The following is a 15,075-nucleotide window of genomic DNA, read 5'->3' on the forward strand; positions in this document are numbered from 1 at the left end:
ACCATCAACCTTATTCAGTCAAAGAGCTGGTTGCAGCTTCGAGGAAAGCCGTCTTACTCCATGCCGTACCGCCCTGGGCAAGAGGATCCACAGTATTAACGAATACTTTTCCGTTTTTAGCAGCATTCATACTTTTCCAAATTGGATTAGCTTCTAGTTCTTCTAATGCTTTCGGTTTATCAGCATTTTCACTTTCTTCAAATTGAAGGAACACATAATCCGGATTCACTTCCGCAAGCTTTTCCATTGAGATAACTTCCTGTGCCTTCGCAGATTTTACCACTTCAGGTACCTCAAGTCCTAAATCATTGTATAGAACTGGGTTAAGGTACATACTTTCCGGATACACATAGACATTGCCTCCTCGGATACGAAGGACCATTGCCTTTTTCCCTTTCAGAGATTCACCCAATTGTTCTTTTGCTTCCTCAGCATCTTTCTTATAACCAGAAATAATCATTTCTGCTTCAGTTTCTTTACCTGTCAAATGAGCCATTAAATTTAAGTTATCTTCCCAATTTGTTGAGATATGGGAGTATGGGAATGTTGGTGCAACCTTCGTTAATTGTTCAGTAACATTCTCCTTCGCTTTGGAAGTCCAAAGGATTACATCAGGCTTTAATCCAAGTAACGTTTCATAATTTGGCTGTGTTTTTTCCCCTATCGACTTGGCACCAGCCAAATCTTCAGCCAAATAAGCAGGCAGTTCTCCGGCAATTGTAATAGCGCCTACAGGCTTAACTCCTAAAATTGCTGCATCCTCCATGGATTCAAGACTCGCTGTAGCAATCTTTTTCACTTCAGAAGGAACCGTATATTCTTTATCTAGGTATGTAATCGTTTGAGTTTTATCTTCTGATTTCTTGCTTTCATCAGCTTGAACTTTATTGTCGGATTGTTTTATTTGTGTCTCCGTACTATTGCATGCTGCCAATCCAAGGCAAGTCATTGCGGATAAACCCACTATTAATAAATTTTTTTTAATACTCATTTTCCCTCTTCCCCCATCTAATCTTTTTCTATGTACTCGCTTTCACTCTAACTTAACTATTGTTTTACCTACCCCCATATTTATCGCAGAAAGTATTGAAAATGATAATCATTATCAAGTATTATATAAAATATATACTAACAAACTGGAATTTTCAATTAATTTTATGTAAATTTTTGAATGATTTATACTTAATTTGTCAAATAATCTTTTGAATCCAAATGAAAAGAGGTCAATAAATGAGAGAGACACCCAAAAAAGATCCTATGGAAGACAGCTTGCCTTGGCAGCAAAATGTTTCTTTACCAAATACCTGGGGAATAGATCTGTACAATCAGATTCAGGACCGGTTTTATCGTATCTTTATTTACAAGCCGGATACTGTTCCTCCTCCTGAAGGATACCCGGTTATCTATGTGTTGGATGCAAACTCTGTATTTGGCACCTTTGTTGATGCAATGCGTGTGCAAATGAGAAAGCCGGAAAAAACTGGCGTGTATCCAGCGATTATTGTTGGAATTGGTTATCACACAGATCAGCCATTCTCTCCTTACCGTGTCTATGATTTTACCAGGCCAATATCAAAAGAGGATTTACCGCCGCACCCAGCAGGCTTGGAATGGCCGTCTCATGGCGGAGCTGAATCTTTCATTACATTTATTAAAGAGAAAGTTAAACCTGAAATTGAACGCCATCTGCCGGTCAATATAGACAAACAAACACTGTTTGGACATTCACTAGGCGGATTATTTGTTTTACAAACTCTTTTTTCAGAGCCAGATACTTTTCATACATACATTGCAGGAAGCCCCTCTATACATTGGGATACACAGTTTTTTAGAAGTGAGAAAGAAGCATTCACCCATAAGGTAAAGCAATCAGAGCGGCAAATAAAGATTTTGGTCGGGGTAGGCGAGCTGGAAAAGCTACACTTTAGCGGAATGAATAAAAATGCTGCTGAAATTTCCGAAGAACTTAATCAGTTGCATCAATACGGTATTCACATACAGTTCAGAGAGTTTACAGAGGAAAGTCATGTATCGGTATTATTACCACTTATTAATCGTGCAATTAAACTGGGAAGTATATAAAAAAGCTATATAGCGAACACCGAGTTTAAATCATAAAAAAACCGCCCTTGAGGAACGGTAAAGGAAGAAAAATATTTCGCTACTTATTATTAATAATTTGATTTCTAAATACTTGCAAGCTCTCTGTCTCATTCAAAGCTTTTAGCTCAGGTTCAGTCAGCTTGCCTGTTCCCATACTGACTACATAGACCTTCAGCTGTTTTTTTCCCCATTTCTGATATACATCGTCCACGGTATCGTAATAAAGATCTATTTTATTCCCCTTTATGGCTGAACCTGTGTCAGCAACCACTCCATACCCATAGGATGGGATAAAAAGAATGGTCCCAATTGGAAAGACACTTGTGTCCGCTGCAATCGTTGAATATAAGTCACGTTTTACCCTAACACCTGAATAGGTGATTCCGTAGCTGGGATGGTTTGGATTTTTCCCAGTTGACTCGTACCCTGCTGTATAACCTGTAGCAATCACTTCTTTAGCCGGGTATTTATTCCAATCATCATTTTCTTCCAGCGTGGACGCTGATTTTATTTGTTTAACAGAGGAAGTTGTGTCATAGCTTGATAACGATATTTGCTCTTTGGGCTTAGGATTTTCCCTTACTATTTTAGAATGTATATGGCGAAAAACAGGAAACTCATGAACACTAATTCCTGTAAAATATGAAAGGGTTACAACGGTAGCCAGTAAGAATAAAAAAACGAGTGAAATTGCTCTGATATATTTAAAAGTATGGTCCATGTGACGATTTCTCCTTTCACACAAACCATTTTTCCCAATACCAGATTATCTATTCGTTTTTCAGAATTATCTATACATTTTCAAATAAAAAAACCCTTTAACGATTGCTCGAAAAGGGTTAAAACATTCTGTATCCCATGGTACGAAGTATTCTTATAACGATACCTGAAACAATGGACCCTGCTAAACCTGCGGCTAGGATAATTGCATCTGCAGAGGCAAGATTGAATAAATGCTCTTTCAATGATTGAAAGCTAGAAGATGGATTTACAAAGTACTCCGTTAACTTAACACTGTTAATAAAATATAATGCTGCCAAAGGATAAATAACGGCCATAATCCATGTCTTTCTAAATAACATATTTAAAATAAAGCCCAATCCGAAAAAAAGAATAAAGAACAATACAACTGATATAATTACAACCGGAATTGACATGCCCATTCTCTATAACTCCCCCTTAGTCGTACAAAAGTAAGTTTATAGGATGGAATAATTTTCGTCAATTGGGTTGTTTTTGAAAAATAACATTTATTTAGTGTTTTTTGTTTTACCACTTCCTCCGCAACATGAGCATGTTTCAGATCCTCCAAGCAATAATTGAAAATATCCCTTTCCATAGCAATACGGGCACTGATAGGCTTTTTGATTCATAACATGATCACCCCCTAATTTAATTGAATTTTCTGATAATATAACAGAAAATTTGGTAAATGAAAAGTACCCCAAAAGACTCAGTAATTTAATGTAAGCGTATACAAGGTAAATTTCCTTTTAAATTCTCCCTTATACACAAGAAATCAATTATATAAATAATTTATAAGCGGTGTATTGAAAGACATCCCCAGGATTGATTCCTTCAAGCGGTTTCTTATGAAGGGATGCATGCTTATCATTTAACTCCGTCAATAACAATGAACTGTCCGGATCCTTTTTAATTGTCTCCTGGTCCATAAAAGCAACATCCAATAATTCAGTTTTTTGTATCGAAATCTCTCCGGAAATTGGTTCCAATAAAAATAGCAGCATATTATCACTGATCTCATTACGTATAACACCTGTTCTAAGACCAAATAATCCAATGATTTTCGTCTCAATCCCCGTCTCTTCTTTAATCTCTCTAACCACTGCTTCATCTGCTGTTTCTCCCGGCTGTACAAAACCCGCCGGCAATGACCATTTCCCTTTTAAACCGCCATAAGACTTCTTCACAACAAGCCATCTGCCATCCTTTGTTACGACCAATCCTGCTACACCTAACCAGACATATTTGCTTCTTTCTATCATATGAGCACCTTTTCCTAGATTTTTTTTATTATCTATACAAAAAGCTGTCTCGAGTATAATCGGACAGCTTTCTTTCAAACTATATTATACCTTTATTAAATTAATTTAAATTTACCCTTTTTCATGAGAAGCGGCAAGCCACCCATCATGTATAAGGCACGATTATCAATGATTTTTTTCATCGCAGCTGCTTTTGTACCTTTTAATTTTTTGCCAAAAACGACTCCAATAGCATCATCATCCCCAAGTGAACATACAGTGCCTTTTGGTTCAAATACGAAATCTTTCATTTTCTCTCCTCGAATAAGGGCAGCAATATTTTCGGAGCAAACTTCTGCCTGCTGCATAGAAATTTGTGCTGTTGGCGGGTAAGGACGATTAATCTCTTCATTAATGATTAACGCACAATCTCCAATGACAAAAACATTTTCAAGACCGGGCGCCTGCAAAGTAGGCTCCACTTTCACACGGCCGCGCATCGCCTCAATACCTGACTTTTCAATGATACTGCTTCCTCTGACACCCGCTGCCCAGATAACTGTACCGGCTTTTATTAATTCTGTATCGTCTTCGCCTTTTCCGACCAGAATTCCCTCTTCCGTGCAGCCTTTGACTGGTGTACCAATCATAAACTCAACACCTTTTTTCTCCAATCGTGCAACAGCATATTGTACAAGCTCCGGATCAAAGCCTGGCAATGCTGTAGGTGCTGCTTCTACACAAATAATACGTGCTTTATTAGGATCAACATCATATTCTTCACAAAGAGCCGGCATACGATTAGCAAGCTCTCCAATAAATTCAATACCTGTAAATCCAGCACCGCCTACTATAATGGTCAGTCTTTCTTCCTTTTTATCCGTTTGGTATTGGGAGAACTGATAATCAATATGTTCACGAATATGACGTGCTTTATTCACACTGGAAATACTGAATGCATATTCCTTTAATCCTTCAATACCAAATGTTTCAGATTCAGCACCTAAAGCAACCACTAAATAATCATATGAAACAGTGCCATTCTCGCAAACTATCACTTTCTCATCTTTTTTTATTTCTACAACGGTATCTTCAATCATGGCTACCTTATTACGATCAATGATACTGCTAATATCATAGCGTACTTTATTGTGATGTATGGTACCCGCAGACGCTTCATGCAGCCAAGTTGTTTCATAATGATAACGATGCTTATTAATTAGTGTAATTTCAGCTTCATTCACATTAATTTTATTTTGCAAACGCTTAGCTGTTAACAATCCGCCATAACCGGCTCCTAGAATAACAATTTGAGGCTTTTTCACTAGTATCACGTCCACCTTTTTTATATGATATAAAAATTCAAACATCTTGTGATATCATTCACGTATATCACGTCAAAAATGTCACAAAATATTAACATTTCGCTATAGATTACTATATTCTCTTTTGGTTATTTTTTCAAGCACTGGATATAAAAAGGATAAAAAAATAAGTAACGGTATTACCTTTGACTTTTTTGAATATTTACTCTTATTATCTTTATATACACACATATCCTTTAGAGGAACGTTATACCAAGATATATGGTACTATTTATTAAAGATTTATTTACAATATAGGGGGTAATCAAGTGAAAGAAGATCAAAAAGTATATGACGTAACGATCATAGGTGGAGGACCTGTAGGATTGTTCACTGCTTTCTATGGTGGTATGAGGCAAGCCTCAGTGAAAATCATCGAAAGTCTGCCCCAGCTAGGCGGACAATTATCCGCACTCTATCCCGAGAAATATATTTATGATGTAGCGGGTTTTCCCAAAATACTCGCTCAAGAATTAGTTAATAACCTAAAGGAACAAATGGCTAAGTTCGATCCAACCATTTGCCTTGAACAAGCTGTCGAGAATGTTGAAAAACAGGCAGATGGCGTTTTTAAAGTAACAACCGATAAGGAAGTTCATTATTCAAACACGATCATCATCACAGCCGGTAATGGAGCATTCCAGCCAAGGCGCCTTGAACTTGAAAATGCGTCTAATTATGAAGGGAAAAATCTTCATTATTTTGTTGATGATTTAAATAAATTTGCCGGTAAAAAAGTCGTCGTATGTGGCGGAGGGGACTCTGCAGTAGACTGGGCATTAATGCTTGAGCCTATCGCCGAGGAAGTAACCCTTGTTCATCGCCGGGATAAATTCCGTGCCCATGAACATAGTGTGGAAAATCTTAAAAATTCAAGTGTAATCATAAAGACTCCATATATACCATCTGAATTAGTTGGCGATGGGGAATCCATTAAACAAATCGTGTTGGATGATGCAACCGGGGATCATAAAGAAACGATTGATGTTGATGACGTATTAGTTACGTTTGGCTTTGTTTCTTCACTTGGACCTATTAAAGAGTGGGGACTTAATATCGAGAAAAATTCCATCATTGTGAATAGCAAAATGGAAACTAATATACCTGGTATATATGCAGCAGGAGATATTTGCACATATGATGGGAAAGTGAAGCTAATTGCCTGTGGATTTGGTGAAGCTCCTACGGCTATTAACAATGCAAAAGCATATATGGATCCTAAAGCAAGAATCCAGCCCCTTCACAGTACAAGTATGTTTAAGGATTGATTTATTGAATTAAAACTGGTCAAGACGCGCCATGCAGAATAAATAAAGGAATTCAGGATGTAAGCTCCTATGCTAACACATTCTGAATTCCTTCTTTTTTTAGAACCCAACCTTCCCTCTTTGTATGTATACAAATTCTTCCCTTACGTACTAGTAAATACCAGAGTCAGGCCCCCTATGAAGCGGGTATGAGTTACTAGTGAGGTGATTACAATGAATGTGTTAATAGTCGGTGCAAACAATCGCACAGGCCAGCGAGTACTTGAGCTTTTGAATAAGTCTTCTCATCAGGCATACTGTTTAGTACATGATGAAAATCTTGCTTCATTAGTTAGAAGTCTTGGTGCTGAACCCATGTTCGGAGAAATAACCGATTCTCTCCAATTGGAGGGCATGCACGCAGTTATTTACGCAGTCGATGTAACAAATCCTAGTATTCATGATACGATCTCCCATGTAACACAGCACGGAGCTATCCACTTTATACGTGAGTGTGAAAAAGCGGGCATAGAGCGCTTCGTCATGCTAAGCTCCGTTTATGCTGACAAACCGGATGAAGCACCATGTGTTCTTTATTCCTTATTGGAGGAAACAAGGATGACGGAGAATTATTTAACTGGATCCAGTAGGTTAAAGTATACAATTGTCCGTCCAGGCAAAATGATTGATTCTGATGGCACATCCAAAATACTGGCGGCAGAATCTATCGATGATGATGGAATGATTTCACGTAATGAAGTTGCACAGGTTTTAGTTGATACATTAGAAATAGATACGACTTTTAATAAGAAATTTTATTGTATTGAAGGCCCTTTTCCTATTAAGGAAGCCTTGGCTGAAGTGTAATATAAAAACAACTAGTCTCCCTCTCCCCGCTCTTATTGGGAGAGGTTATTTTTGTATTTAGCAGGAACCTTAAAATGCCTTAGTCTCATATAAAAAATTCCTTCTCAATAGATACCTTTTTGATCGCATCTGTTTAAAGAAGGAATTCCAACTAAATCAGTATTGATTTGTTAGTTTAACATTGCTCTGGATTACCCGTAACTTTAGCTGTACGAAATGAAGACCCACAACCACATGTGGCAATGGCATTCGGATTATCAATCGTAAAACCTCCGCCGAGCATCGATTGTTTATAGTCTATACGCGTTCCAGTCAGGATAGGCGCGTCCTCTTTATTCACAAGAAAATGAATTTCATGCTGTATGGTTTCAATATCACTATCTTGTTTTTTTTGCTCAAAGTTCATGCCATACGATAAACCGCTGCACCCTCCACCATGGACGGAAACACGCAAATATGGCTGATCTTCCCCGCTTTCTTTTATCATCGTATTTATTTGAAAAGCTGCTGCTTCTGTTACAATAATGACATCATTATTCATTACCATTCTTCCCCCTTATAAAAAGTTAGAAGGAAATTAAATCCTCTATTTATTAGTATATACATTAACCGGTGTCCTCTCAACCTTAAAACTGCCCATAATATGCTGCTGTTCGCACGTTTTTGAATAAGATATACGCTTTTAAATAACACTTTACCTAAATGACTATATTATTTTATCCAAAAGATTAATTAATATTTTTTACATAAACAGCAGCGGAATGAAAGAAAATAGAAAGACGAAATTGAAAGGAGTTTCCTTGATGCTTTCTTCCGAACAACAATCCAATCTTCAATCAAAATTAGCAGATGAAAAAAAGGAACTTGAACATCACATTTCCCTGAATAATCATTTTGGCATAGGGGAAGATGAAAATTTTTATAATTATGTAGGAGAACTCTCTACATATGATAACCATCCTGCGGATACCGCCACTGAGCTATATGAACGTGGTAAAGACCTAGCCTTAAATGAACATTTTGAGAATGAACTTAATCAGGTAAATAGAGCTTTACAGGCAATTGAACAAGGAACCTATGGTAAATGTGAAGTATGCGGTAAAGACATCCCTTTTGAGCGGCTTCAAGCAATACCATCTACCACTTATTGCATCGAGCACAGTACTGAGCAAACCGTTTCTCACGAACGTCCAATAGAAGAACAGGTCCTGCATCCATTATATGAAAAAAAGCATGAGACAGAAGTAAATGGCTTTGATGAAGAAGATTCCTGGCAGGCTGTTGCGGAGTGGGGGAGTTCAGATACCCCATCTGATTATTATGATCCAAAAGAGCACTATGATCAGGTCTATTTAAATTCCGATGAATATATTGGATATGTGGAGGATATTGAAAATTTCGCTGGAAACGATATTGAAGGGAAAAATGTTCAAATCTATCCTACAGCAGAACTTGAGCAATTAAAGGATTTATTGGATGAAGAAGGTATCATGACATCCTTTGGCGATTTAAAACCATATGAGGAAGATCCTTATACTGAAGATACCAATGATGATGAGTAATTCTTTATACAAAAAATAGGGAAGAAATAAGCAGAGTATGCCTATTTCTTCCCTTTTTATTATATTAAAACATTGGGTTCTCTTCCAGATATTCATAAATATGATCTACTAATTCTTCCGGACTGTCCCCTGTTACGACTTCTCCATTTACAAGGGCATACATACTGGCAGAGCAAATTCCACAATAACTAAGACACCCATATTCAATAACATCCAAATTAGGATCTTTATCTAAAATCTCCATAGCGGCCTGTGAACCGCTGACAAGATTACTGACACAAAATTCAATTATTGGTTTCATACTATTGTCACCCCTTAGCACAACCAAAATCCTACTCTAAAATGATATAATAGTCAATTAATTAAGGTGAATCAGTTACCTTTTTATACTCCATCTGCCGAGAGATGTGATAGAGAAAATGTTTTTAAATTAGGACATCCGAAACGGAGTAATAATGTGACTTTTCACAAATTATACACAATTCAGTTGTTATTTTTTCCTATTTTCGATATACTTTGTATGGAATTTTACAATATTGACATCTATTATAATAATTTAATATTTTTATAGCACTACTTTGAATTTAGTATTCTAGCATAGTTTAAAATTAGAAAATTGTATCCCAACAAAGGAGTCGTCATTTCTATGAAAAACTTAGTCATCCTCGGTGGTGGGTATGGTGGTATGAGAATACTTAACAAGCTCACTGATCATCATTTTCCCGCAGATATTCATGTTACTTTGGTCGATCGAATTCCTTATCATTGTTTAAAAACTGAATTTTATGCGCTTGCCGCTGGTTCCATTTCTGACCACACTATTCGTGTATCATTTCCTCAGCACGAAAGAATTCAATACAAGTACGGTGAAGTATCCTCTATCGATTTATCAAATAAGAAAGTTCTATTAAAAGATCAGGAACCGCTTACATATGATGAACTGATTATCGGCCTGGGCTGTGAGGACAATTATCATAATGTGCCTGGAGCCGCAGAATATACCTATAGCATACAGTCTATTGATAAATCTCGCAGTACCTATCAAGCACTGAATAACCTCGGACCAGGTAAAGTAGTTGCCATCATTGGCGGAGGATTAAGCGGAATTGAACTAGCTAGTGAATTGATTGAAGGACGCCCGGATTTAAATATTAAGCTTTTTGACCGTAATGACCATATTTTATCAGCATTTCCTAAAAAACTTAGTAATTATGTGGAAAGCTGGTTTCATGAACATCGTGTAGACTTAGTCCCAAATAGTAATATTACTAAGATAGAACCTAACCTGCTTTATAATGGTGACGTTTCCATTCCATGTGATGCCATTGTTTGGACCGCTGGCATTCAGCCAGTACAGCCAGTCAGAGAACTGCCTGTTGAAAAAGACAGCGGTAACAAAATAAAACTGACAGTCCAGCACACCATCCCAGGCTATCCAGATGTATTTGTCATTGGAGATTGCGCAAGCCTTGGACATGCCCCAAGTGCGCAATTGGCAGAGGGGCAAGGTGAACAAATTTATCAGGTACTGGTTAAAAAATGGGCCGGAGAACCGCTCCCTGAATCCTTCCCTCCAATTAAACTGAAGGGAATTCTAGGATCCCTTGGTAAAAAACATGGTTTCGGACTAATGTCTGAACGTACTATTATTACTGGCAGAATGGCGCGGCTGTTAAAGTCAGGGGTTTTGTGGATGTACAAGTATCATAATGGATAATAGGACCCTATGTTGATGGTTCGAATATATCGATTATTAAAAAACAAGCTTGCAGACCCTAAAAGTAGGCTGCAAGCTTTATCCAAATAATTATTCACTTTTATATCCGTAATCTCGTAAAGCTTCAGTTATTATCTTTAATCGAGGGCTTCCTTCTCCGACTACTTTCCCGTCCAAGATGACTAAAGGATAAAAATATTCTCCTTCGGCAACTTTCTCAGCTATTTCTTTAATTTTCGGATCTTCTGGTGGGTTAAAAATATCGATGTATGTGATCGTTAATGGGTGACTTGGGAATTTTCTCGATAAGGCAGCCTGCAGCCATTCATATGTTTCTTTTGATGATGGCATTCCAACACAGCTTGCACATATTTGTGTGGCTCCGTATACATATAAATTTGCAACCGTCACCTGTTTTCCCCCTATTTTATCGCTTTTCTTTTCATCATACATAAATTTAATATAGGAAACAAATTTTAACTATAAGCTAAGGAATGTAGATAGCTTTTTTAAGGTAAAATCATTATAATATGATTAGGAAAGGAGTCGATAGCCATGGCAGAACAAGAATTATTTGGGCAAGTTCAGGAAGTACTAGATAAATTACGTCCATTTCTTCTTCGCGACGGCGGCGACTGTGAGCTGGTTGATGTGGATGATGGAATTGTAAAATTACGTCTTTTAGGGGCTTGCGGAAGCTGTCCCAGCTCCACAATCACATTGAAAGCTGGCATCGAACGTGCACTTCTTGAAGAAGTTCCAGGCGTTGTTGAAGTTGAACAAGTTTTCTAATGATCAAAACACAAATAGCAGCGATTCCCCTATAATTGGGGAATCGCTGTTTTTAATTTAAATCCGTCAGTTGTATAATAGAACCCGTATTGACCATTGGAATATGAAGGATATTCATTTCAGGAAACTCTCCTTTAAGACGTTCACAAATAAGTGGAACAGAATGTGAAGGAGCTAAAGAAAAAATGGTTGGCCCGGCACCGCTGATTGAACTGCCATAAGCTCCTTCCTCTTTTGCTAAACGTTTAATTCTAGAATAGTGAGGCATTAACTCACTTCGATACTTTTCATGGAAATCATCTCTTTCCATCATCTCTCCAACCAGTTTCCAATCATTTGTAGCAGCAGCGGCTACCAAAATGTTCGCTGCAGCACTTGAAGAAACAGCTTGAGAATGGGACAGATGAGTTGGCAATACTTCACGTGCTCTTTCAGTGTTCAACTCAAACGGAGGAATCGTTACAATTGCCCCGACATCCCCAATCGGTAATGATACAAGGGTTGATTCACAATCATTATGAATGCCGACAATCATGCCACCGTAAATGGATGCACCCACATTATCTGGATGCCCTTCCTCTAAACTCGCAAATCTTAGTTTTTCTTCCTTGCTCAAATTCAGATTACAAAAGACATTGGCAAGCTCAAGTCCCGCTACAATTGCTGACGCACTGCTGCCCAGACCTCTTGCCAACGGTATTTCACTTTTCACCATCAATCTGCAGACCGGTATTTCTGCCCCAAAATAGGCTGCAGCTTTCTTAGCCATCCGAACAATAAAATTACTTTCATCCGAAGGAGTTTTCTTTAATTCATCCGATTTGATAATAACCATCCATTCATCTGATGGCATTGCTTCTATCGTCAAATACAAGCCCAGTGCGATTCCAATTGAGTCAAATCCCGGTCCCAGATTGGCTGTACTTGCCGGTATTTTAATACGCAACATGTCAGGCTGGTTCATGATGAGACTACACCGCCAAAGCATCTTACCAATTCTTCTTCATCGTTTTCAATAACAGTTGGTTGTATTTGACTGTACTCCACAGCCGTATTTGGGTCTTTAAGCCCGTTACCGGTTAATACTGCGACAACTGTTTGTCCCTTCTTTATTTCTCCTGTTTGCAATTGTTTATAGATACCTGCAATGGAAGCACAGGAAGCTGGTTCGGCAAATATTCCTTCTTTTCTGGCTAATAACTGATAAGCCTTGATAATATCATCATCATTGATTTCATCTATTTTTCCGTTTGATTCCTTTACCGCCTCAACGGCATATTCCCAACTGGCCGGATTTCCGATACGAATCGCAGTGGCTATGGTTTCTGGTTGTTCGAACACCCGATTATGTACAATCGCAGCCGCACCTTCCGCTTCGAATCCTCTCATTTCCGGAAGCCCACTCTGGCATTGCTCATGATATTCCTTAAACCCTTTCCAATACGCTGTAATATTACCGGCATTTCCAACCGGTATTGCGAGCACATCAGGGGCCTTACCCAATTGTTTACATATCTCAAAAGCAGCCGTTTTTTGCCCTTCAATTCTGTAAGGATTCACCGAATTGACAAGTGTAATGGGAAATTTGGCACTGATGGAGCGGACCATAGCCAATGCCTGATCGAAGTTCCCTTTAATGGCATAGATTTCGGCTCCATACATAACTGCCTGAGCTAACTTACCCATGGCAATTTTCCCATCAGGAATAACAACAATGCAGCGTAGCCCGGATCGGGCTGCGTAGGCTGCAGCTGCAGCGGATGTATTGCCGGTTGAAGCACATATAATCGTATCACTGCCTTCTTCTATGGCTTTTGCTACTGCCATCACCATTCCCCGATCTTTAAAGGAGCCTGTTGGATTGGCACCTTCATATTTAACATATAAATCAATCCCCAACTCCTTTGAAAGATTATGACAGCGAATTAACGGCGTATTCCCCTCCAACAGACTTAAATTCGGGGTCTGGTTATTCACCGGTAAAAATTCTTTAAATTCCTGCAGTAACCCATTCCAGCTCATTCTATGCTCCCCCTTCAACTCGATACGTACTTTTTATGGAGTAAACTTTTTCATTGGTTTCCAGCTCACGCAATACGTTTTCAAAATTAGCCACTGGAGCCTTATGTGATACAAGTACAATTTCCGATAATTCGTTGACCTTAATTGGCAGCTGCATGATTTTCTCAAAGCTTATTCCATGGTTAGCAAAAATAGCAGTTAGCTGTGCAAAAACACCAACTTCATCCTTCACATGAATCCGCAGAAAAAATTTGCTATTAATTTCTTCATTCGTTTTTAATTTTTTATCAAATTGAGGTATAACTGCACTTCGCCCATTTACATCCAGCCTCATATTTTTCATGATGGCAACAAGATCCGATACTACTGCTGTTGCTGTTGGCAGACTGCCGGCTCCAGGTCCGTAAAACATGGTCTCACCAACTGCCTCCCCATATACATACACCGCATTATATTCGTCATTTACGGTAGCAAGAGGATGTTCCTCCGGTAAAAGGGTGGGCTGGACGCTCACCTCCACTTTATTTTCGGTTCGATTGGCAAACCCAAGCAGCTTCATAGTGTATCCAAGCCTTTTGCAGAGCGCTAGGTCCGCATCAGAAACAGTTGTAATCCCCTGTACCTTCACATCTTCCAATCCAATATTCATTGAAAAGCCCAAGGTTGCCAGAATCGCCATCTTTCTTGCTGCATCTAAGCCTTCTACATCGGCAGTTGGATCTGCTTCAGCAAAGCCAAGATCCTGTGCTTCTTTTAACGCTTCCTGATAAGAGACTTTTTCCTTGGTCATTTTCGTCATAATATAATTCGTAGTACCATTTACAATGCCCATTATTTTTGTAATATGATCTGATGCAAGTCCATCTACCAAGCTTCGTAAAATAGGGATACCCCCAGCTACACTTGCCTCATAAAATAAATCACAGCCATTCTCTGAAGCAGTACGCAATAAATCCGGTCCATAGACTGCCATCAGATCTTTATTAGCTGTTACTATATGTTTTTTATTATTTAAAGCCTGCATCAGCAACAAGTAAGTATCTTCCACACCGCCTATTACCTCAATAACGATATCTATTTCAGGATCAGAGATGATGTCTGTTGCGGAAGTCGTTAAAAGTTCGGATGATACATCCATTGCTCTATCTTTATATTTATCTTTAACAAGGATTCTTTTAATCTCTACCGGGCAACCAACCTGATGCGTCAGTTTTTCCTGGTGATTCTGAATGATTTGTACCACACCTGTTCCGACAGTTCCCAGTCCCAGTAATCCAATTGTAATTGGTTTCACCCTATCTCCCCCTTTTTGTCTACCACAAAAATACATTTGTTTATGTATAGAAGACATTATAAATATAAACATAACCGTTTACAATATTAAATTAATTAAAAATTAAAATAATTTTACCCTAT

18 protein-coding genes are annotated in these 15,075 nt (G+C 38.3%); 6 read left to right on the forward strand and 12 right to left on the reverse strand.

The features are described 5' to 3' along the window. Positions 1 to 10: 10 nt before the first annotated feature. Complete coding sequence (locus AC4G3O_RS11395; protein WP_066106925.1) at positions 11 to 985, reverse strand: iron-hydroxamate ABC transporter substrate-binding protein; 975 nt, start codon at positions 983 to 985, stop codon at positions 11 to 13. A gap of 245 nt (positions 986 to 1,230) precedes the next feature. Here AC4G3O_RS11395 and AC4G3O_RS11400 point away from each other — a divergent pair, with 245 nt between their 5' ends. Further along, positions 1,231 to 2,082, forward strand: a complete 852-nt coding sequence (locus tag AC4G3O_RS11400; RefSeq protein ID WP_139063852.1) for an alpha/beta hydrolase — start codon at positions 1,231 to 1,233, stop codon at positions 2,080 to 2,082. Between the two features lie 79 nt (positions 2,083 to 2,161). Here the strand turns inward: AC4G3O_RS11400 and spsC are convergent, their stop codons facing one another. From spsC to AC4G3O_RS11425, 5 genes are all read right to left on the reverse strand, one after another. Beyond that, complete coding sequence (gene spsC, locus AC4G3O_RS11405) at positions 2,162 to 2,824, reverse strand: stationary phase survival protein SpsC (protein ID WP_066106586.1); 663 nt, start codon at positions 2,822 to 2,824, stop codon at positions 2,162 to 2,164. Positions 2,825 to 2,942: 118 nt separating this feature from the next. Continuing rightward, positions 2,943 to 3,266 (reverse strand): YuiB family protein, encoded by a 324-nt coding sequence (locus tag AC4G3O_RS11410; RefSeq protein ID WP_066106581.1) that lies wholly within the window; start codon positions 3,264 to 3,266, stop codon positions 2,943 to 2,945. Positions 3,267 to 3,353: 87 nt separating this feature from the next. After that, the gene (locus tag AC4G3O_RS11415; RefSeq protein WP_175354293.1) at positions 3,354 to 3,476 is read right to left on the reverse strand and encodes a YuiA family protein; all 123 of its coding nucleotides are present in this window, start codon (positions 3,474 to 3,476) and stop codon (positions 3,354 to 3,356) included. A 150-nt stretch (positions 3,477 to 3,626) separates the two neighbouring features. Beyond that, entirely contained in the window at positions 3,627 to 4,106 is a 480-nt protein-coding gene (locus tag AC4G3O_RS11420; protein ID WP_175354297.1) for an NUDIX hydrolase, read from the reverse strand. A gap of 98 nt (positions 4,107 to 4,204) precedes the next feature. Continuing rightward, positions 4,205 to 5,422, reverse strand: coding sequence for an NAD(P)/FAD-dependent oxidoreductase (locus AC4G3O_RS11425; RefSeq protein WP_225983739.1), 1,218 nt, complete (start codon positions 5,420 to 5,422; stop codon positions 4,205 to 4,207). A gap of 299 nt (positions 5,423 to 5,721) precedes the next feature. Between AC4G3O_RS11425 and AC4G3O_RS11430 the strand changes: the two genes are divergently transcribed. After that, positions 5,722 to 6,720 carry an NAD(P)/FAD-dependent oxidoreductase gene (locus tag AC4G3O_RS11430; RefSeq protein WP_066106573.1) on the forward strand — a complete coding sequence of 333 codons (999 nt, stop codon included), beginning with the start codon at positions 5,722 to 5,724 and terminating at the stop codon, positions 6,718 to 6,720. 213 nt (positions 6,721 to 6,933) lie between these two features. Beyond that, on the forward strand, positions 6,934 to 7,566 hold the full coding sequence (locus AC4G3O_RS11435; protein WP_491136200.1) for an NAD(P)H-binding protein: 633 nt from the start codon (positions 6,934 to 6,936) through the stop codon (positions 7,564 to 7,566). A gap of 175 nt (positions 7,567 to 7,741) precedes the next feature. Here the strand turns inward: AC4G3O_RS11435 and AC4G3O_RS11440 are convergent, their stop codons facing one another. Beyond that, the gene (locus AC4G3O_RS11440; protein ID WP_066106916.1) at positions 7,742 to 8,107 is read right to left on the reverse strand and encodes a HesB/IscA family protein; all 366 of its coding nucleotides are present in this window, start codon (positions 8,105 to 8,107) and stop codon (positions 7,742 to 7,744) included. 262 nt (positions 8,108 to 8,369) lie between these two features. On the opposite strand from AC4G3O_RS11440, the gene AC4G3O_RS11445 reads away from it, so the two are divergent. Then, positions 8,370 to 9,128, forward strand: a complete 759-nt coding sequence (locus AC4G3O_RS11445; RefSeq protein ID WP_066106567.1) for a TraR/DksA C4-type zinc finger protein — start codon at positions 8,370 to 8,372, stop codon at positions 9,126 to 9,128. Between the two features lie 64 nt (positions 9,129 to 9,192). Here the strand turns inward: AC4G3O_RS11445 and AC4G3O_RS11450 are convergent, their stop codons facing one another. Next, positions 9,193 to 9,429, reverse strand: coding sequence for a YuzB family protein (locus AC4G3O_RS11450; RefSeq protein WP_066106566.1), 237 nt, complete (start codon positions 9,427 to 9,429; stop codon positions 9,193 to 9,195). A 345-nt stretch (positions 9,430 to 9,774) separates the two neighbouring features. Between AC4G3O_RS11450 and AC4G3O_RS11455 the strand changes: the two genes are divergently transcribed. Next, positions 9,775 to 10,845, forward strand: coding sequence for an NAD(P)/FAD-dependent oxidoreductase (locus AC4G3O_RS11455; RefSeq protein WP_066106563.1), 1,071 nt, complete (start codon positions 9,775 to 9,777; stop codon positions 10,843 to 10,845). Positions 10,846 to 10,935: 90 nt separating this feature from the next. On the opposite strand, the gene AC4G3O_RS11460 is transcribed toward AC4G3O_RS11455, so the two are convergent. Continuing rightward, the gene (locus AC4G3O_RS11460) at positions 10,936 to 11,298 is read right to left on the reverse strand and encodes a YuzD family protein (protein ID WP_066106560.1); all 363 of its coding nucleotides are present in this window, start codon (positions 11,296 to 11,298) and stop codon (positions 10,936 to 10,938) included. A 102-nt stretch (positions 11,299 to 11,400) separates the two neighbouring features. Between AC4G3O_RS11460 and AC4G3O_RS11465 the strand changes: the two genes are divergently transcribed. After that, positions 11,401 to 11,637: a NifU family protein gene (locus tag AC4G3O_RS11465; RefSeq protein ID WP_066106557.1), complete on the forward strand. Its 237-nt coding sequence runs from the start codon at positions 11,401 to 11,403 to the stop codon at positions 11,635 to 11,637. A gap of 52 nt (positions 11,638 to 11,689) precedes the next feature. Here the strand turns inward: AC4G3O_RS11465 and thrB are convergent, their stop codons facing one another. Genes thrB through AC4G3O_RS11480 form a run of 3 tightly spaced genes read right to left on the reverse strand, consistent with a single transcriptional unit; the run spans position 11,690 to position 14,953 of the window. Next, positions 11,690 to 12,601: a homoserine kinase gene (gene thrB / locus AC4G3O_RS11470; protein ID WP_491136201.1), complete on the reverse strand. Its 912-nt coding sequence runs from the start codon at positions 12,599 to 12,601 to the stop codon at positions 11,690 to 11,692. Next, complete coding sequence (thrC, locus tag AC4G3O_RS11475; RefSeq protein WP_066106550.1) at positions 12,598 to 13,659, reverse strand: threonine synthase; 1,062 nt, start codon at positions 13,657 to 13,659, stop codon at positions 12,598 to 12,600. The genes thrB and thrC overlap by 4 nt, the downstream gene beginning before the upstream one ends. A 1-nt stretch (position 13,660) precedes the next feature. Next, entirely contained in the window at positions 13,661 to 14,953 is a 1,293-nt protein-coding gene (locus tag AC4G3O_RS11480) for a homoserine dehydrogenase (protein ID WP_175354291.1), read from the reverse strand. Positions 14,954 to 15,075: the final 122 nt, after the last annotated feature.

This window comes from Bacillus sp. z14 (2026), assembly GCF_058313575.1.